At 57.7% G+C, this 18,750-nt stretch carries 13 protein-coding genes and 1 pseudogene; 12 read left to right on the top strand and 2 right to left on the bottom strand.

What is annotated here, in order from left to right; translation table 11 throughout:
* Nucleotides 1–5: 5 nt before the first annotated feature.
* Genes ftsY through C8N30_RS17310 form a run of 3 tightly spaced genes read left to right on the top strand, consistent with a single transcriptional unit; the run spans nucleotide 6 to nucleotide 2,783 of the window.
* Nucleotides 6–1,253 carry a signal recognition particle-docking protein FtsY gene (gene ftsY / locus C8N30_RS17320; RefSeq protein WP_025061531.1) on the top strand — a complete coding sequence of 416 codons (1,248 nt, stop codon included), beginning with the start codon at nucleotides 6–8 and terminating at the stop codon, nucleotides 1,251–1,253.
* 4 nt (nucleotides 1,254–1,257) lie between these two features.
* The gene (locus C8N30_RS17315) at nucleotides 1,258–2,160 is read left to right on the top strand and encodes an EamA family transporter (protein WP_025061532.1); all 903 of its coding nucleotides are present in this window, start codon (nucleotides 1,258–1,260) and stop codon (nucleotides 2,158–2,160) included.
* Between the two features lie 2 nt (nucleotides 2,161–2,162).
* Nucleotides 2,163–2,783 (top strand): inner membrane-spanning protein YciB, encoded by a 621-nt coding sequence (locus tag C8N30_RS17310; RefSeq protein WP_025061533.1) that lies wholly within the window; start codon nucleotides 2,163–2,165, stop codon nucleotides 2,781–2,783.
* Here C8N30_RS17310 and C8N30_RS17305 read toward each other — a convergent pair.
* Nucleotides 2,780–3,439, bottom strand: a complete 660-nt coding sequence (locus C8N30_RS17305; RefSeq protein WP_025061534.1) for a glutathione S-transferase N-terminal domain-containing protein — start codon at nucleotides 3,437–3,439, stop codon at nucleotides 2,780–2,782. The genes C8N30_RS17310 and C8N30_RS17305 overlap by 4 nt on opposite strands.
* A 368-nt stretch (nucleotides 3,440–3,807) precedes the next feature.
* Between C8N30_RS17305 and metZ the strand changes: the two genes are divergently transcribed.
* The 5 genes and pseudogenes from metZ to C8N30_RS17280 all read left to right on the top strand — a co-directional run bounded on the left by metZ (nucleotide 3,808) and on the right by C8N30_RS17280 (nucleotide 9,902).
* A complete protein-coding gene (gene metZ / locus C8N30_RS17300) occupies nucleotides 3,808–4,986 on the top strand; it encodes an O-succinylhomoserine sulfhydrylase (protein ID WP_025061535.1) in 1,179 nt (392 codons plus the stop codon).
* Nucleotides 4,987–5,090: 104 nt separating this feature from the next.
* Nucleotides 5,091–6,185, top strand: a complete 1,095-nt coding sequence (gene folE2 / locus C8N30_RS17295; protein WP_025061536.1) for a GTP cyclohydrolase FolE2 — start codon at nucleotides 5,091–5,093, stop codon at nucleotides 6,183–6,185.
* A 220-nt stretch (nucleotides 6,186–6,405) separates the two neighbouring features.
* Nucleotides 6,406–6,684 carry a DUF1127 domain-containing protein gene (locus tag C8N30_RS17290; protein ID WP_232222791.1) on the top strand — a complete coding sequence of 93 codons (279 nt, stop codon included), beginning with the start codon at nucleotides 6,406–6,408 and terminating at the stop codon, nucleotides 6,682–6,684.
* A 176-nt stretch (nucleotides 6,685–6,860) separates the two neighbouring features.
* Nucleotides 6,861–8,306 (top strand): TrkH family potassium uptake protein, encoded by a 1,446-nt coding sequence (locus C8N30_RS17285; protein ID WP_025061538.1) that lies wholly within the window; start codon nucleotides 6,861–6,863, stop codon nucleotides 8,304–8,306.
* A pseudogene (locus C8N30_RS17280) lies at nucleotides 8,306–9,902 on the top strand (5-guanidino-2-oxopentanoate decarboxylase). Before C8N30_RS17285 ends, C8N30_RS17280 begins: the two are co-directional and overlap by 1 nt.
* 88 nt (nucleotides 9,903–9,990) lie before the next feature.
* Here the strand turns inward: C8N30_RS17280 and C8N30_RS17275 are convergent.
* Nucleotides 9,991–11,841, bottom strand: coding sequence for a trypsin-like peptidase domain-containing protein (locus tag C8N30_RS17275; protein ID WP_025061539.1), 1,851 nt, complete (start codon nucleotides 11,839–11,841; stop codon nucleotides 9,991–9,993).
* A gap of 188 nt (nucleotides 11,842–12,029) precedes the next feature.
* On the opposite strand from C8N30_RS17275, the gene C8N30_RS17270 reads away from it, so the two are divergent.
* From C8N30_RS17270 to C8N30_RS17255, 4 genes are all read left to right on the top strand, one after another.
* Nucleotides 12,030–12,959: a glycine--tRNA ligase subunit alpha gene (locus tag C8N30_RS17270; protein WP_025061540.1), complete on the top strand. Its 930-nt coding sequence runs from the start codon at nucleotides 12,030–12,032 to the stop codon at nucleotides 12,957–12,959.
* A gap of 294 nt (nucleotides 12,960–13,253) precedes the next feature.
* Nucleotides 13,254–13,760 carry a DUF6446 family protein gene (locus C8N30_RS17265; protein ID WP_232222792.1) on the top strand — a complete coding sequence of 169 codons (507 nt, stop codon included), beginning with the start codon at nucleotides 13,254–13,256 and terminating at the stop codon, nucleotides 13,758–13,760.
* Between the two features lie 30 nt (nucleotides 13,761–13,790).
* Nucleotides 13,791–15,905, top strand: a complete 2,115-nt coding sequence (glyS, locus tag C8N30_RS17260) for a glycine--tRNA ligase subunit beta (RefSeq protein WP_025061543.1) — start codon at nucleotides 13,791–13,793, stop codon at nucleotides 15,903–15,905.
* A 196-nt stretch (nucleotides 15,906–16,101) separates the two neighbouring features.
* Nucleotides 16,102–18,639, top strand: a complete 2,538-nt coding sequence (locus C8N30_RS17255; protein ID WP_025061544.1) for a putative PEP-binding protein — start codon at nucleotides 16,102–16,104, stop codon at nucleotides 18,637–18,639.
* Nucleotides 18,640–18,750: the final 111 nt, after the last annotated feature.

The raw sequence follows: 18,750 nt of genomic DNA, 5'->3' as shown, positions 1-18,750 counted from the left end.
CACCCGTGGCGTTTTTCAAGAAACTCAAAGACCGTTTGTTCAACTCCTCCTCGAAGATCGATGAGGGGCTGGAGGCAATTGTGGGTGATGCTGATCCGTCGCAGCAGCCTGCCGTAGACAAGGTGATGGAAGCCCCTGCGCAGGCTGTGGATGCAGTGCCTGACGCCAAAACGCTGACAGAGCGTGAGCAACCCACTATTGAAACAGATCCGGCCGAAGCCGAAACTGCCGCGCGCGCCGAGACTGCCGCCCGCGAAGAAGAGCAGCGCGCGCCACGCGGAGCACCGATCGCAGAAAGCCCGCAGACCGCTCTCCCTCCCGTTATTCCCGCCTCAGATCGGGAACAGGCACCTGATCCGGCACCAACACGCGGGATATTGGGGCGATTGCTAGGGCGCGATGAGACGCCGGAAATCGCGCGCCGCGTGCTGGACGATGAAATGCTGGAGCAGCTTGAAGAATTGCTGATCGCCGCTGACATGGGAGTGGATACGGCCCTGCGCGTCACCGCAAATATGGCCGAAGGGCGTCTGGGCAAAAAGCTGTCGGTGCACGAGATCAAAACCCTGATGAGCGACGAAATTGCGCGGATCATGGAACCGGTGGCAAAGCCGCTGCCGCTTTATAAAAAGACTCCGCAGGTTGTCCTGGTCGTAGGGGTCAACGGCTCTGGCAAGACGACGACCATCGGCAAGTTGGCGAGCCAGTTTCGCGCAGCGGGCAAGAGCGTTGTCATCGCGGCCGGTGATACATTCCGTGCCGCCGCCGTCGAACAGTTGCAGGTCTGGGGCGAGCGGGCGGGCGTGCCGGTTCTAACCGCGCCTCAAGGGTCGGACCCTGCCAGCCTGGCGTATGATGCGATGGTCAAGGCCGAAGCGGACGGGGCTGATTTGTTATTGATCGACACGGCAGGGCGGTTGCAGAACCGCGGTGACCTGATGGAGGAACTGGCTAAGATCGTGCGGGTGATCCGCAAAAAAGACCCCGATGCGCCGCACAACACATTGTTGGTGCTGGATGCCACAACGGGGCAGAACGCGATTGGCCAGGTCAAGGTTTTTCAGGAAATCTCGGATGTGTCGGGGCTGGTTATGACCAAGCTTGACGGCACCGCAAAGGGCGGTGTTCTGGTGGCGCTGGCTGATAAATTCGGGCTGCCGATCCATGCAATCGGCGTGGGCGAACAGATTGACGATTTGCAGGCCTTCGACCCGCAGGAGTTTGCTGATGCTCTGACAGGACTGGAGCGCTGAGCGCATGACGGATTGGCTCATCTCTATTGAGGGGACAGAGGCGGGGCACAGTCTTGCACTTGCCCTCGCGCTGCTGGCAGCATTTTTACACGCGGTATTTGGTGCGTTGCAAAAGGGCCGGCATGATCCGTGGCTGACGCGTGGGGCCATCGACGGTAGCTACTGCCTCATGGCAGCACCCTTTGCCCTGTTTGTAGTCCCGTGGCCCGAACCGCATATGTGGCCCATTTTTGCGGGCGCTTGGGTTATTCACTGCTTGTACAAGCTGTTGCAGGCAGCGGCCTACACGAAGGGCGCCTATACTGTGGTCTATCCTGTGGTGCGCGGTACGGGACCGCTGTTTACAGTGATCGGCGCCTACTGGCTGTTTGGCGAGGTGTTCAACGGCGTGCAGTGGCTGGGTGTTGCTGTGCTGATGGCGGGTATTTTCGGGCTGGCGGCTTATAACATGATGTATCTGGAGGCGGAGCGGGACACCTTGAATGTCGCCTTGGCGTTGGCTTTTGTGACTGGATTGTTTGTGGCGCTGTACACCACATATGACGCCTACGGTATCCGCGCTACGGCCGATCCATTTACGTTTCTGGCGTGGTTCTTCATGATTGACGGTTTTTTAATGCCTATTATCGCCTACCGCCGCTGGCATGGGATGGAGAACCCGCCCGCTGTGGGGCCGCTCATGCAGCGCGGCGTGATCGGCGGCGTGATCGCATTCGCGAGCTTCGGGTCGATTATGATGGCCACCCGCCTTGATAACGTGGGCGAAGCGGCGATATTGAGAGAGACATCAACAGTGTTCGCCGCCGTTATCGGATGGCTCGTACTCAAAGAGACGGTTGGACCGCGCAGGATCGCCCTTATGGCGCTTATCGCAGCGGGTGCCGTAATTGTGGAATTTGGAGGCTAGCGATGGCAAACGCACGCGAGATAAACCCGATCCTCAAACAGTTTCTGGAGCTTGGGCCAACTCTGGCCTTTTTTATTCTTTATATCCGGATCAAGGACGATTTGTTCACGTTTGGCGGTACGGAATATACCGGTTTCATCGTTTCGGCGGTGGTGTTCGTTCCGATCCTGCTGCTGGCAATGGGCATTTTGTGGGCGCTCACCGGAAAGCTGAGCCGGATGCAGGTATTCACGGCATTCATGGTGATCTTCTTTGGCGGGCTAACAGCGTGGTTTAACGATGAGCGGTTTTTCAAGATGAAAACAACCATCGTTTACGGCCTGTTGGCGCTGATCCTGACGGTCGGCCTGCTGCGCGGCCGCTCATGGCTGGAATTTGTGATGGCCGATATGATGCCAATGCGGCACGAGGGCTGGATGATCCTGACAAAGCGATTGGTAATGGCATTTGTCACGCTTGCGGTAGTGAACGAAGTGATCTGGCGCACAATGACCACGGAAGCATGGGTCAAGATCGAAACCTTTGGTTTTCCCGTGGCGTTAATGGTGTTTTTGTTCTGGCAGTTTGCACAGCTTCAGCCCTTTGTCATCGAAGAGGGTAACGACGCGGACAAAAGCGTCTAACCGGGCCGCAGATCCGCATATAGTGCACGACCTGCCTGCACGCCCTTTCGGGCACCCATCACATCAAGCCAGCGCGCCATGTTTGGCTTGTCCTCTAGGGTTTGCTGCTGGCCTTCCCACAGGCTTGCCCAACCCCAGATCGAGAAATCCGCGATCGAGAGGAAGTTGCCTGCGACAAATTCGTTCTGCGCCAATTGCCGGTCGAGCACACCGTAAAGGCGCGCAGTCTCGCTGCGGTAGCGGTCCTTGGCATATGGGATGTCCTGCGGCGGCTCCGCCTTGGGCGCAAATTTCAGGAAATGATGCGCTTGCCCCGCCATCGGACCAAGGCCGCCCATTTGCCACATCAGCCATTGATCTACGACGATCCGCTCTCGCTCGGTGCTGCCGCAGAAGGTCCCGGTTTTGCGGGCGAGGTATTGCAGGATCGCCCCGCTCTCGAAAATCGACACCGGCGCTCCGTCAGGGCCATCGGGATCGGTGATGGCGGGCATGCGGTTGTTTGGCGCGATTTTGAGGAATTCGGGGTCGAACTGGTCGCCCTTCCCGATATTGATGAGGTGGGTTGTATAAGGCAGGCCCATCTCTTCCAGACAGACAGAGATTTTCCAGCCGTTTGGCGTGGGCCAGTAATACATATCAATCGGTGTGCTCATTGGGGGCTCCGGAAGTGCGGGTGGACCCCCATGATGCGGGTTTTGGCGGGCAGGGCAAGGGGGCTCAGATTGGTTGACCCCCGCAAGCGGATACCGTAACGACAGCTTTGTGGTGATTTGTTACCGGATTGCGGGCCACAAAACATTTGGTGTTCGGGGTGTTCTTATGGATGCTGCCGCCGCGTTGGATCAAACACACGGTTTTGATCAGGCGTTGGCTGGAAAAGATGCAAAATGTCGACAACATTCCGCTAAAAGGTCAGGATGAAAGCCCCCTTTCGCTTGACCGCGCTTGGGGTTTTTTTGCGCCCACCCTTTTGAACGGGCGCACAGATGGTCACACCAGAGGTGTGCGAAGGTGGTATGAGATGAGCAATGATTGGAAGCCGGCGACCAAGGCTGTGCACGCAGGAACACGGCGCAGCCAGTACGGCGAAGTGTCAGAGGCGATTTTTCTCACACAAGGTTTTGTCTATGACAGTGCCGAACATGCCGAGCAAAGGTTTGTAAAGTCGGGCGATGACGAGTTTATCTATGCCCGCTATGGCAACCCTACTGTCAAGATGTTCGAGGAGCGGATTGCTGCTCTTGAGGGGGCTGAGGATGCGTTTGCTACCGCCTCGGGTATGGCGGCCGTGTCCGGTGCGCTGACGTCAATGTTGCGCGCGGGGGATCATGTTGTGTCTGCGCGCGCGCTCTTTGGCTCATGCCTGTATGTGCTGGAGGATATCCTGACGCGCTTTGGTGTCGAGGTCACATTTGTGGACGGCACCGACCTTGCCCAGTGGGAAGCGGCTATTCGGGAGGATACAAAAGCTGTGTTCTTCGAATCCATTTCGAACCCGACGCTGGAGGTTATTGATATCGAAGCGGTGGCCAAGCTGGCCCATGCCCGCGGCGCATTGGTGATGATTGATAATGTGTTCGCCACGCCAGTCTACTCGCGAGCTTTTGCGCAGGGCGCTGATGTGGTGATTTATTCGGCGACAAAGCACATCGACGGACAGGGCCGGACCCTTGGAGGTGTGATACTCGGTTCGCGGGAGTTTATTCGCAAAACGGTCGAGCCGTACATGAAGCACACGGGCGGATCGATGTCACCGTTCACAGCTTGGGTCATGCTTAAAGGGATCGAGACGATGGGCCTGCGCGTGCGGGCACAAACAGCATCGGCGCTGACAGTGGCCAAGGCTCTGGAGGGGCATGCAGGATTGAATGCAGTGATCTATCCAGGTTTGGAAGGGCATCCGCAGCACGCCCTGACCCAAGCGCAGATGGGGGCGGGTGGCACAGTTCTGGCGCTTGATATTGCAGGGGGGAAGGAGGCGGCATTCCGTTTTCTCAACGCGGTGCAAATTGGTCTGATCTCCAACAATCTGGGGGATGCTAAAACCATCCTTACGCACCCGGCAACCACCACCCACCAGCGCCTGCCAGAGGACCAAAAAGCCCATCTTGGCATTACACCCGGGCTGGTCCGTGTAAGCATCGGACTTGAGGATGCGGATGACCTGGTAGCGGATTTTTTACAAGCGCTGGAGGCGTAATTTAAGGAGTCGGTGTCGTTATTCCCCGTTATGGCGTAAATTTTTTTGGTAATATGATTTCAGCGGCCTACTTATGGCTCCTGACCGACCAAGGGGGGCAACCCATGAACATCTCGACACCGATTACTCCGACACCAGACCGCGTTGCTGCGGAAAAAGCGCTTGAAACATTGCGGGCTTGGGCATCAAGCGCGGACGCGACTGAGCTTGCAACCCTTGATCCTGCGGTTGCGCAGATGCTCACGGGGGGCGCGGCCTATCCACTGCTCAAGCGTGACTACCCTGCCGATTTCGCGATCGAGCCCGAGTATAAAGAGAGCCTGCCGGACCTGCAAAACGGCCCTTCGAGCCTGATCAAGGGTGCGAAGCAGCAGATCCAGCATGTGGGCATCTCGAACTTTCGTCTTCCTGTGCAGTTTGAAACCCGTGATAACGGGCCTCTCACGCTTGAGACATCGGTGACGGGCACCGTGAGCCTCGAGGCGGACAAAAAGGGCATCAACATGTCCCGTATCATGCGCAGCTTTTACAAACACGCCGAGAGCACATTCAGCTTTAAGGTGATCGAAGCGGCATTAGAGGATTATATTACTGATCTGGAAAGCTTTGATGCGCGGATACAGATGCGGTTCTCGTTTCCGATGAAGATCAGCAGCCTGCGGTCCGGTTTGACAGGATACCAGTATTACGATGTGGCGCTTGAGCTGGTTGAACATGCGGGCGTGCGCCAGCAGATCATACACCTCGATTATGTCTATTCCAGCACTTGTCCTTGCTCGCTTGAGCTGTCCGAGCATGCACGCGCCACCCGCAACCAGCTTGCGACCCCGCATTCACAACGCTCCGTCGCGCGGGTTTCTGTGCTGTTGGATAATGACGCTGGCGTAATGTGGTTCGAGGATCTGATCGAAGCTTGCCGCCGCGCGGTACCTACCGAGACCCAAGTGATGGTAAAGCGCGAGGATGAGCAGGCGTTTGCGGAGCTGAACGCCGCAAATCCAGTCTTTGTCGAAGATGCAGCGCGTCTGTTCTGTGAGCAGCTACTGGCCGATGCGCGGATTTCGGATTTTCGGGTTATCGCAAGTCATCAGGAAAGCCTGCACAGCCACGATGCGGTCAGCGTGTTGACCGAAGGGCCGACATTTGCACAATCAAGCTTTGATCCAAAGCTGTTCAACACATTGTTCCACGTAGGCTAAATCGCCACCGTCTTGTGGACTGGCTATATTGACAGGCGGGCCACTCCGGGAAAAGGAGTGGCCCTTTTTTGTTTATTCGGGGCTTGATCGTCCTGTGTGATCCTGCGTGCAGCGGTTGGCGGCTATGCAAGTATGGTGGTGGTGCTGCGGTGCAGCGAGGCCTATCTCATGAGCACGGGGATGATCCCGCAGCAGAAGAAGAAATACGAAGGCATATTCGATGACCTATCAATCCGCATCCGAGCAATTCGCCGCAAAAATTCCAGCGCGCGGCATGAGCATTTCCTCCGCCCCTTTCCTGACAGCGCGCAACGCGCTCGGTCAGCTTGAGACGATTTTCCGCAGCATCGGTGCCGCCATCGTAGGTAGCACAAACAGCAATGCGCGCGTTAACCGCGTTGAGGCGTTGCGCGCCAAATCCGATGATGAGCTGGCACGTATGGGCCTCAAGCGTGATGACATCGTGAACCACGTCTTCAACGACCTTTACTACTCCTGAACTTCAAGAGAACCTTATTGCAACGATAGCCTGCCCCCGACCCCATAGAGGGGTGAAGAGGCAGGCTTTTTGCGTTAGGGCATCTGTGCCAGAACCTTGATATTTCCATCGGTCCAAGTGAATGTGACGTGCGCAGTCGCTTGACACTTGCGGCGCAGCGCGCCAACCCTTCGCGGATGGATCTGCGCCCAGTTGGATATGTAATTGGCCTTTTGGTGGCTGTGCTCGGGGTCGCGATGTTGGTCCCGCTTTTGGTTGATTTGGCCCAAGGGCGCGGTCAATGGCCCGTGTTTTTACAAAGTGCCATGCTGACCCTCATGGGGGGCGCCGCGATTGCCCTTGCCTGTGCCAGTGGGGTGCGCGAGGGGCTGACGATCCAGCAGACGTTCCTGCTCACAACGACTGTCTGGGTGGCGCTGCCCCTGTTCGGAGCGATCCCCTTTGTACTGGGGGAGACGGATGCGCGGATCGTCGATGCGGTATTTGAGTCGATGTCGGGCCTGACCACCACGGGTGCTACAGTTTTTACGGGTTTGGATGATCTTCCCAAAGGTCTGTTGATCTGGCGGGCCATCCTGCAATGGCTGGGTGGTATCGGTATCATTGTTGTGGCGATGGTATTCCTGCCCGAACTGCGCGTCGGCGGCATGCAGATTTTCAAATCCGAAAGCTTTGATACGCTGGGTAAGATCCTGCCCCGTGCAGGCCAGATCGCAACGCAGATATCCGGGCTTTACGTGGCTTTCACGCTGGTTTGTGCGATGACATATCTTTCGCTGGGGATGGATGTGTTTGACGCCACTGCCCATGCGATGACCACCATCTCCACAGGCGGTTTTGCCAATTATGATGCCTCATTCGGGGTGTTTCAGGGGCCGCTCGAATATGTGGCGGGGGTTTTCATGATCCTCGCGGCATTACCTTTTGTGCGCTATGTCCAGTTGATCAACGGTAATCCGATGGCATTGCACCGAGATCCGCAGGTGCGCGGCTTTGTCATCACCATAAGCGTGCTGATTGTGATGCTGGTGCTTTTGCTCGAAGAAGGTGTTCATCTGGACAACGAGCAGGCAGTGCGCGAGGCATTTTTCAACGTGACCTCCATAATTTCCGGCACCGGATACTCTTCGGTCGACTATATGCGGTGGGGCGGATTTGCGGTCGCTTTGTTTTTCTTCATCGGGCTGATTGGTGGATGCGCGGGATCAACTGCATGTTCTGTCAAAATCTTCCGCTACCAATTGCTGTTCGCATCTATCCGTACCCAACTGCGGCGCATCCGCTCGCCGCACGGTATTTTTACGCCCCGCTACGACGGCAGGCCTGTAACCGAAGAAGTACTTGCCTCCGTGATGACCTTTTTTATGTTTTTCGTACTGACATTGGGGCTGGTCTCCGTTGCGCTGTCGATGACCGGCCTTGATTTTGTAACTTCTGTTTCAGGCGCAGCCACTGCTCTGGGCAATATCGGACCCGGTCTGGGCGATATCATCGGCCCAGCGGGCAATTTCTCGTCTCTCAACGATCCAGCCAAATGGATTTTGACGCTCGCGATGCTGCTGGGACGGCTGGAGCTTATGGTTGTCTACGTGCTCTTTACTGTCAAATTCTGGAGGGCGTGATGTCCGATCCCGCAACCCGACCGCTGGGTGCGCAAATCTCACACTTGCTCAAGGCGCGCGGGGTCGATGTGGTCTTCGGCATCCCCGGCGTGCACAATCAGGAAATGTACCGCGGCATCGAGGAGGCGGGCATCACCCACGTCCTAGCCCGTCACGAGCAGGGGGCAGGCTTTATGGCCGATGGTTATGCCCGCGCCTCGGGCAAGGTCGGCGTGGCTTATGTGATCACAGGGCCGGGCCTTTGCAACATCATGACGCCGATGGGGCAGGCGTATTCGGATTCCGTGCCGATGCTGGTGATTTCCAGCTGTCTGGATGAGACGGCCGCGAAGCGCGGGCAACTGCACCAGATGAAAGACCAGCGTGCAGCTGCCGAGACTGTTTGCGACTGGTCTGAAGAGGCGCGGACAGCTGAGGCGGCTTATGCACTGATCAATCGGGCATTTCAGGAGTTTCACACAAAGCGCAGGCGGCCCAAGCATATTCAGGTCCCCATCGGGGCCTTGGTTGCACTGGCCGCGCAACCCGGTGAGTCAGATCGTGGATTGAGTATCGGCATCGAGCAGTTGAGCGAGGTGGATTTGATACTACCCCACATGCTGCGCAAGGCGCGCAGGCCTGTTTTTATCCTTGGCGGTGGTGCTGTGGATGCAACCCCCGAAATCCGCTCTTTGCTGGGCCGCTGCCAGATCCCTGTGTTCACGACATATGCCGGTCGGGGGATCGTCGGGGCTGACTATCCGCTGCTGTTCGGAAGCAACCTTGCGCGACCTGACAGCGCAAATATTCTTGCCTCGTCGGATCTGGTGATAACCGTCGGCAGTGAACTGGCCGAGGTTGATCTTTGGCGCGATCATGCGGGTCATAATTGCCCCATGGTCCGGATTGATATCGACCCCGAATGTCTGGCGGATAACAGCGGTACAACGCTGCGGATCAAGGCAACAGCGCAAACTGTGTTTCGCGCACTGGAAGAGATCCGGGACTTACCTGCCACGTTTGAATGGACGCAAGCAGAAGTATCCCAAGCCCGGGCCCGCTGGCGCGCCGAGATCGACGCCGAACGCCCCGGCATTTTGCCTTTCTGCGATGCCGTGCGTGCGGCACTTCCCGAAGGAGCAATGATTTACTCCGACATGACCCAGTTTGCCTATGCCGCCAAGGAAGTCTGGGACATGGACGAGCCTGGCCACTGGCACCATCCTTATGGTTTTGGCACTCTTGGTTACGCTTTGCCTGCAGCGATTGGCGGGGCGATTGCGCGGCAAGGCAAACCTACGATGGCGATCATCGGAGATTACGGCTTTCACTATACCATGCAAGAGCTTGGCGTGGCAGTGGAGTTGGGCCTGAGCCTGCCCATTATACTGTGGGACAATGGAAAACTGGGCGAGATCGAGGACAGCATGGTACGTGCGCAGATTGCGCCCAATGCGGTAATTGCGCAGAATCCCGATTTTTTGTAAACTTGCGGAGGCGTTTGGAGCGAGGGCTATCGCCCCGCAGAGCATTTGCACTTTGCAGCAGGCGGTGCGCGAGGCATTTGATGCAGATGGCCCGACCCTGATCTATGTCACGCCCGCACTGACCCAATAGCAGCAGTTCCGAAGTCTCCTGCCAATAAGTCAAAAGGGGCGAGCGTCGAACAACGCCCGCCCCTTTTTTGTCTCGTGCAGCTTGGCGTTTACTCCCAGCAGCTGACCAGAACCGTCATGCCGCTCGCCTTCTCGGCGAGCTGAAATTCGGTCAGGCCGGGCAATCCGTCCTGAGCCGTGGGTGGAAGACTGAGGCCAGCACCAGTACTGACCGCAACCACCGTCGCAGAGGAGAGGGCAAAACTCACGTCGTCGGGCAGGACCGTGTCGCCTGTTGGCTGTGTGGTGATCATACCGATTACAGCGCCGGTGCGGTCGAGTACGGGACCGCCCGCATCTCCCGTCCGCGCCCGCAGCGCAAGGCGGCTGATGTTCTCCTCACCCTGCAGGCCGCGTACGTCGGCCAACGTGCCAAAGCTGATGGAGGGAGAGCTGAGGACGCCCTCGAAGGAGTAGCCTGCAACTGTGACATCGCTTTGAAGGCGCGCAGGCTTGCTGGCGAAGGTGGCGACGGCGAGGGGGGCAAGCGCCACCTTCGGTCTGAGGAGGGCAACACCGCGTGCGGTGTCATTGACCAACAGTTCGGCATCGGTATCGCCGTCCAGTGTAATCCGCGAGCAGCTTTGCACAGTAGCAGATGTGGTGGCTACATCCCCCGCTGCCGTGATGAAAAAGCCCGAGCGCGAGATTTTGGGTTTGCGGATTTGCAGACCGGAAATCAGATCGATCGACTGCTGCGAGGCATCGCCCGCTGAAGCGCTCAGCACGCCGGGCATCCGGATGAAGCTGGCGCGCATTTCGGCCAAGAGGCGGCGGCGTCGTTCTTCGTCGCCCGCGGGCCAGATCAGGGTAAAGCCTTTGATTTCTCCATTCACAAGCGCCGCCTCAGTATAGCTGATCATTAGACCGTTTTCGCCCACAAGGGTGAAATCGGTCTCGTTGCGCTCGCGGGGGCCAGATAGGGGAACAATCTCGAGGGTTTGCATGATCTCGTATAGACCAAACAAGGTGTCTTGTGTGCCGGGCTGGCTGATCAGAAGCACCCGCGCCTGCACGTCACCGGTAGGTGTGTACTGCGCAAAGGGCGGTTCGTAGCTGTCGAAGGCGACTACACCCATCGGCAGTGTTATCTCGATACCCGCCTGTGCGTCCCGCACGGTCTCTAGGCCCAGCCCTTCTAGAACAGCATTATACTGCTTTTTGAGCGCTGCGCGCTGGAGCGTCGTAAGGATACCGGTTTTCTCGTAGTTGTTGGCTTCCTGCCATGCCGCCATCGAATTGCGGGTGCCGCGCCCGAACGATCCGTCAATCGCAGCATCGTAAAACCCCGCCCATTGTAGCATTACCTGCAGTTGTTTTTTTGCTTCGGGGGTCAGATCACGCTCGATACGTTGTGCTTCGGTCGGGGTTTCGTCTGCCTGCTGCGGCTGTGGTTCGGACAATGTTTCGGTATCGGGCACTGGTTCGGGATCAGGCAATGGCGCGACCTGCGCAACTTCTGGCGTCTCTTGCGCCGTCAACGGGGCAGGGGGAAGGTCAGGCTCCGGCGTGGAAAGGGGGCTGTCAGGAGCATCGAGCGCGTTGCCGCCAAGAATATTCACGCCCACAGGCCAGAATTGCTGGCGTAGCCGCACGGAGCGTTGGATGAAGCTGTCGTTCGGGATAATACCCTCGCGGCGGTATTGCGCCAGCACGACATCGGCGTCCGCACGGCGGTAGGGGCCGACGACAATGGCGTACCACCCGCCACCCACCGCAAAACCGTTCACATCATCCAGCAAAGTGGTGTAGGCGCGGGCGCGATCAGTAGCGCGCGCGAGGGATTGCTGTGCTTCGATCTGCACCCAGACAACTTCGTCGGGGTCGACGGACTGTGCGTTGACACCGCCGGAAATACACAAAAACAGGGCGGTCAGGCAGATCGTAAAAAGTCGCAACATCAGCGTATCAGCTCTCACATAATTACATTGCGGCACATAAACAGCATTTTTGTGTGATTCCTATATAAGAATGGACGGTTTAGGCGGCTTTTGACAGTTCAGCGTCTTTGAGGGCCTGTGTGCCGCCGCTGATTGACCCCATGCCCCCCGCAGCCTAGTAAGAACGCAAAATGCCAAAGGACGAATTTATGTCAGATACGCCCCGTTCGTTTCAGGAGATCATTCTGCGTTTGCAGGCCTATTGGGCCCGCCATGGCTGCGCTATTCTACAGCCCTACGACATGGAAGTTGGCGCAGGAACATTTCACCCCGCCACAACCCTGCGCAGTCTTGGCAATCAACCTTGGGCCGCTGCATACGTGCAGCCATCGCGCCGTCCAACAGACGGGCGCTATGGCGAAAACCCCAACCGTCTTCAGCATTATTACCAGTATCAAGTCCTGATAAAACCCAGCCCGCCCAACCTGCAAGAGCTGTACCTTGGTTCGCTTGAGGCAATCGGAGTCGACATGGCGTTGCACGACATCCGCTTTGTCGAAGACGATTGGGAGAGCCCTACGCTTGGCGCTTGGGGTCTGGGTTGGGAAGTCTGGTGTGACGGTATGGAAGTGAGCCAATTTACTTATTTCCAACAAGTCGGTGGCCATGATTGCCATCCTGTATCGGGTGAGCTTACCTACGGACTGGAGCGTCTGGCCATGTACATCCTCGGCGTTGATCATGTGATGGACATGCCGTTCAATGATCCCGATGCGCCGATCCCGCTCAGCTACGGGGATATCTTCAAGCAGACCGAAGAAGAGTACGCGCGCTGGAATTTCGATATTGCCAATACGGATGTCCTGCTGCGCCATTTCGAGGAGGCCGAGGCGGAGTGCCGCGCCATCATTGATCAAGAGCATATCGACCCCAAGACAGGCAAACGCATCGTAATGGCGCATCCTGCCTATGATCAGGCGATCAAGGCGAGCCATATGTTCAACCTTTTGGATGCACGTGGCGTGATTTCCGTGACCGAGCGGCAAGCATATATCGGGCGGGTGCGCGCACTCACCAAGATGTGCGCCGATGCCTTCGTCCAGACCCGCGCAGGCGGCTGGTCCGAAGAGGTCGCATGACTCTCATCCTGCAGATTTTTGCACGACACCAACGCGCGCCACGCTGTGCGACGCCACAGGCGGCCTGTTCGGCTATGCGGCAAGCGCACACTATGGCCGACCGATCGGCAATCACCGGGGTGCGTAGTGTGTCATATGGAACGGTCGCGCAGGCGCTGCGACAGCAGTTTCGCGTTTTAACGGCCTTCCGACGGGGCATTTGCCATGCGACGTCGCTTTATCAACCTCTACTGGCAGTGATGAATATAAAGCAGGCGGTACGCAACGATGGGTAAATTTTTAGGGGCTTTCATAATGGTATCTGCATTGCTGGCGGGCGCCGCACTATATTATCTGCAAATTTACGGATTTTATGAGGAAGTGGACGCGCCTGCAGATGGAATGATGTTGCTGCCGTTGGCCAGCAGCCAAGGCGAGGTAATTCCCATGGAGGGGTTTGAGGCAATCGACGCCGACAGCTCTCCGATCCGCTACCGTGCGTGTTTTACCACGCCCTACAGTTTGGCGCTGCTGACCGAAACGTTCCAGATGGTGGAGGGCGCCCAGCCGCGCAATGCTCCGAGCTGGTTTGAATGTTTTGACGCAAAGAAAATCGGGGACGAGCTTGAGGCCGGAACCGCACTGACATTCATGAGCCAGAAGAACGTACATTTCGGGGTTGACCGGATCGTCGCAATCACAAGTGACGGGCGCGGCTATGCCTGGCATGAACTGAATGATTGTGGCGCAAAGGCATATGATGGTACGATTGTGGGCGAAGAATGCCCCCCCTTGCCACAGCGCACTGCGCCAATAGAATAACGCCGTTTGGCGCAAACACGAGGTATTCCAGTGGCTGATTTGCTGATTGAACTTTTCTCCGAAGAAATTCCGGCACGCATGCAAGCGCGGGCCTGTGACGATTTGAAAAAGCTGATGACGGACGCAATGGTGGAGGCGGGGCTGACCTATGCCTCCGCTGCTGCCTTTGCCACGCCGCGCCGCCTGTGCCTGACCGTCGAGGGGCTTATTGATGCTAGTCCGCGCACCGTGGAAGAGCGTAAAGGCCCGCGCGCGGATGCACCCGAAAAGGCCATCGAGGGCTTCTTGCGTGGCGCAGGTCTGAGCCGTGATGATCTGGTAGAGCGCGACACACCAAAAGGTGCGATCCTGTTTGCGAAAATCGTGAAGGAAGGTCGCCCTGCGGCCGATATCATCTCAGATGTGCTGGAACAGACGATTCGTAATTTTCCTTGGCCAAAATCCATGCGCTGGGGGAGGGGAACCCTTAAATGGGTGCGCCCGCTGCACTCTATTGTCTGCATTCTTAGCCGTGAGGACGGCGCGCAGGTTGTCTCGCTGGATGTGGACGGAATCGTGTCGGGCAACACCACCCACGGGCACAGGTTTCTCGCGCCTGATCCGATTACGGTAAACAACTTTGACGACTACGCGGCCAAGCTGAAGCGTGCGTTTGTTGTTCTCGACGCAGCCGAGCGCCGCGATGCCATCTGGCATGATGCGACGAACATGGCCTTTGCCAGCAGCATGGAAGTTGTAGAGGATGCAGGGTTGTTGGCAGAAGTGGCGGGTCTGGTGGAATGGCCTGTGGTTTTGATGGGCCGCATTGGCGATGCCTTCCTTGATCTGCCGCCGGAGGTTTTGCAGACCTCCATGAAGGAACATCAAAAATTCTTTTCCGTGCGTAACCCCAAAACGGGCCGGATCGAGCGTTTCATTACCGTCGCGAACCGCAGCACCGCCGATGATGGCGCGACGATCCTTGCGGGCAATGAGAAGGTGCTGAGCGCGCGTTTGGCCGATGCCAAATTCTTTTGGGACAATGATTTGCGGATTGCCAAGTCTGATGTTGGCATGGCGGCGTGGGTCGAGAACCTCAAAAACGTCACCTTCCATAACAAGCTAGGTACGCAGGCCGAACTCATTGAGCGAATGGCCCTGCTGGCGCGCGAGCTGGCCCCGATGGTTGGCGCAGACGCGGACGCTGCCGAGCAGGCCGCAAGGATCGCCAAGGCCGACCTGTCTTCGGAAATGGTCTATGAATTTCCCGAACTCCAAGGCCTGATGGGAAGCTATTACGCCAAGGCGGCGGGACTGAGCGATGAGATTGCCGCAGCGTCCCAAGAGCATTATGCGCCGCTGGGGCCGTCGGACGATGTGCCAACTGCGCCTGTGTCTGTCGCCGTAGCCTTGGCTGAAAAAATAGACAAACTTACTGGTTTCTGGGCGATTGATGAGAAGCCTACGGGCAGCAAGGACCCGTTCGCACTGCGGCGTGCGGCGCTGGGTGTAATTCGGATAGTTGTGGAAAATGACCTTTCCGTAGGTGTCAGTAGTGTTTCCTTGAAAGGGTTCGGCGCACACGGTGTAAAACTATCTAACCCGGATGAGGAGGCGGACTTCACCAATCTGGATATGCCGACCAGCCTTTTATCCTTCCTCCACGACCGCCTGAAGGTTTATCTCAAAGACCAAGGCATTCGCCATGACATCATCGACGCCTGCATTGCGATGGAGGGGAACGATGATCTTACATTGCTGGTCAAACGCGCCCGGGCTCTCAGTGACACGCTTAAGACCGACGATGGCGAGAACCTGTTGCAGGCGTTCAAGCGCGCCAACAACATCCTGTCGCAGGCCGAAGAGGCTGACGGGGTCGAGTACTCCTTTGGGGCGGATGTGAAATTTGCTGATGCGGACGCCGAGCGCGCGTTGTTTGCAGCGCTGGATAGCGCAGAGTCGGTGATCACGCCCGCAATGAAGGCGCAGAATTTCACCACGGCCATGTCTGCGATGGCAGGTCTGCGCCCCGCACTCGATGCATTTTTTGAAACTGTGCAGATTAACACCGACAACGGGACCGTGCGCCGCAACCGTCTCAATCTGCTCAGTCGTATCCGTACGCTGTGTTCGTCGGTTGCCGATCTCACGCGTATCGACGGCTGAAACCGGTTTCATTGTAGAAACGAACGCAAAATACTGCGTGGTACAGACCCGATAGGCTGCCCCCTGCGCTCTGGCGCGTGGGCGTCGAGAGTGTCAAATAAATCTGACGGTACTGGCTGTCAGAAACAGTTTGCTCTGTGACCGATAGGGTTTATGCTGCAATTGAAACCATAGGATGCCGCAGTGCAGCACGCTCATGCAGAATAACCCCGACACCACGTTGATCACACCGTCCGCGCCTGTTGCCACCGCCACCCATGGCGGACGGGCCAAGTGTTTGCAGCGGCTGGTGCGTATGGATCTTCCGGTGCCGCGCACCGTCGGTCTGTCCTTTGGGACGGTGGCAAATATTGCCAACGGCGGGCTGCCGGACGTGAGCAAGATCGTCGACCAGTTTCCCATGAATGCTCTGCTGTGTGTGCGCCCTTCCAGTCAAGACCCTGATTGGGGCGGGCCGGGTGCTGTTCTCAATATCGGGATGAACGATGCACGGTTCGAAAGCTACCGCATGAGCATGGGCGAGCAGGCGGCATCAGCCCTTTATTCGCGGTTCATCCAAACCTATGCCATCAATGTCGAGCGTCTTGATCCGGATATGTTCGATCATATCGAGGGCGAAGGGCGTGCCGCGCTTCAAGAGACTATCGCCGCCTATGAGGAAGAGGCGGAAGAGAAATTTCCACAGTCACGGCGTATCCAGCTGGCAGCGGTTTTGCGGTCAATGGCGCGGGCGTGGAACGGCACTTCGGCGCGGCTTTTGCGGCAGGCCAAGGGCGCGCCAGTGAATGCGGGGCTGGGTCTTGTGGTACAGCAGATGGTATTCGGGCTGGGCACAGGGCATTGTGGATCGGGTGTTTTACAGCTCGTCGACAGCGATACAGGCGCGCCGCAGGTCACCGGCCGGTATCTGAGCCAGAGTCAGGGCCGCGACGCGCTTGCTGGTGATACAGCATCTCTCTATCTCACACGGGACCCGCGCGGACCCTCGCTAGAGGAAAAGCTGCCAGAGGCATTCGAGACGATCAAAACCTATGCCGGTCTGATGCGGCAACGGCTTCGCGCCGAAATGCAGGTCGAATTTGCGATCGAGGATGGTGTTGTTCACATACTTGACGGTGTGCGGGTTTCGCGATCGTCGCGTGCGGCGGTGCGGATTGCCGTAACGCTGGCACAAGATGGTGTAATCAGCCGTGAGGAAGCATTGATGCGGGTGCAGCCGCGCCTCCTGACGGAATTGCTGCACCGCCAGATCGACCCTTCGGTCCGGCGTGACGTTATAGGAAAAGGCATCGCTGCCAGTCCGGGTGCCGCGACGGGGCGACTGGTGTTTGACAGTGGCGAAGCGCAGGCGAGTGCTGCGCGTGGTGAGGCCTGTATTCTGGTGCGCCGCGAAACGTCGAGTGAGGATGTGCGCGGCATGCATGCGGCCAATGCTGTTCTGACCGAACGCGGCGGCATCACCAGTCATGCGGCGGTGATCGGGCGCGGTATTGGCTTGCCTTGTGTGGTTGGCGCCTCGAGCCTGATTTTCAACCAGCGTGACAGAACTATTACTGCCAAGGACGGCCGTGTGTTTCACGCAGGCGATGAGATGACAGTCGATGGCTCGACCGGTCAGATACTCGCCGGAGCTGCGGCATTACAAGAGGCCGCCCTGGACGAATACTTTCAGACGTTGATGGAATGGGCGACCGAATGCGCCGACATCAAGGTGCGTGCAAATGCTGACACTCCGCAAGATGCACTGACGGCGCGGAATTTTAACGCCGAAGGCATTGGTCTGTGCCGCACGGAGCACATGTTCTTCGACAGCGGCCGCCTGACGGTGATGCGCGAGATGATTTTCGCCGATACATCGGATGGCCGCCGTGCGGTGCTGGAGCGGTTGCTGCCGATGCAGCGCGATGACTTTACCCAGCTGTTTCGCATCATGCAGGGCAAGCCGGTGTGCATCCGCCTCTTTGATCCACCCTTGCATGAATTCCTGCCGATGGATGCTAGCGGCCAGCGCGAACTGGCCGAGGCACTGGGCCTGCCACGCTCGGATGTGACACGGCGGATCGAGGCGATGCGGGAATATAACCCCATGCTTGGCCTGCGCGGTGTGCGGCTTGGCATTACTGTGCCAGAAATCTATGACATGCAGGCCCGCGCGATTTTCGAGGCGATTGTGGACGCGAGTGAGGATGGCGAAGAGGTGATCGCCGAGATCATGATTCCGCTCGTGTCAGCGCGTCGCGAGGTCGAGATCGTCAAGGCGGCAATTGATGCGGTTGCGCATGCCGTGCGTCAGGAGCGCGGCGTGAACTTTAGCTACCGCCTTGGCGTGATGGTCGAGACACCGCGTGCGGCGCTGCGCGCAGGTGAGATTGCCCCGCAATGTGCTTTTCTCAGCTTTGGTACCAACGATCTCACGCAGATGACTTACGGCCTGTCGCGCGACGACGCGGGGCGGTTTATGTCCGACTATGTCCAGCAGGGGGTTTTCGATGAAGATCCTTTTCACACCCTCGATCATGAAGGCGTAGGCGAGTTGCTGACGCTGGGTGCGCAACGTGGCCGCGCAGCCCAGCCGAACATCACATTGTCGGTGTGTGGCGAACATGGCGGCAACCCCGAATCGATTGGATTCTGCCGCGCGGCCGGATTCGACTATGTTTCGTGTTCACCCTTCCGCGTACCGGTTGCGCGCCTCGCGGCGGCACAGTTGGCAATTGCTGATAAGATTCAATAGCTTTCGGCGGTGCAAAAAGCAGCATCGGCGATAGCTTGCCCATAATTGGCCCTGTCTGTTGTTGGATTGTGTCTTTCAGGCTACGCGCTTCTTCGGATTAACGATACCGGA

The organism is Sulfitobacter guttiformis (assembly GCF_003610455.1).
GTDB lineage: Bacteria > Pseudomonadota > Alphaproteobacteria > Rhodobacterales > Rhodobacteraceae > Sulfitobacter > Sulfitobacter guttiformis.
The sequence above is the reverse complement of the archived record's forward strand: the minus strand, read 5'-3'. Positions and strand labels throughout refer to the sequence as shown.

Coding starts and splice junctions, on each gene's coding strand:
- C8N30_RS17305 (WP_025061534.1), bottom strand. CDS start 3,439: ATGAGCACACCGATTGATATGTATTACTGGCCCACGCCAAACGGCTGG.
- C8N30_RS17255 (WP_025061544.1), top strand. CDS start 16,102: ATGCAGAATAACCCCGACACCACGTTGATCACACCGTCCGCGCCTGTT.
- C8N30_RS17265 (WP_232222792.1), top strand. CDS start 13,254: ATGGTATCTGCATTGCTGGCGGGCGCCGCACTATATTATCTGCAAATT.
- C8N30_RS17275 (WP_025061539.1), bottom strand. CDS start 11,841: ATGTTGCGACTTTTTACGATCTGCCTGACCGCCCTGTTTTTGTGTATT.
- C8N30_RS17270 (WP_025061540.1), top strand. CDS start 12,030: ATGTCAGATACGCCCCGTTCGTTTCAGGAGATCATTCTGCGTTTGCAG.
- metZ (WP_025061535.1), top strand. CDS start 3,808: ATGAGCAATGATTGGAAGCCGGCGACCAAGGCTGTGCACGCAGGAACA.
- C8N30_RS17310 (WP_025061533.1), top strand. CDS start 2,163: ATGGCAAACGCACGCGAGATAAACCCGATCCTCAAACAGTTTCTGGAG.
- folE2 (WP_025061536.1), top strand. CDS start 5,091: ATGAACATCTCGACACCGATTACTCCGACACCAGACCGCGTTGCTGCG.
- C8N30_RS17315 (WP_025061532.1), top strand. CDS start 1,258: ATGACGGATTGGCTCATCTCTATTGAGGGGACAGAGGCGGGGCACAGT.
- C8N30_RS17285 (WP_025061538.1), top strand. CDS start 6,861: ATGGATCTGCGCCCAGTTGGATATGTAATTGGCCTTTTGGTGGCTGTG.
- C8N30_RS17290 (WP_232222791.1), top strand. CDS start 6,406: ATGACCTATCAATCCGCATCCGAGCAATTCGCCGCAAAAATTCCAGCG.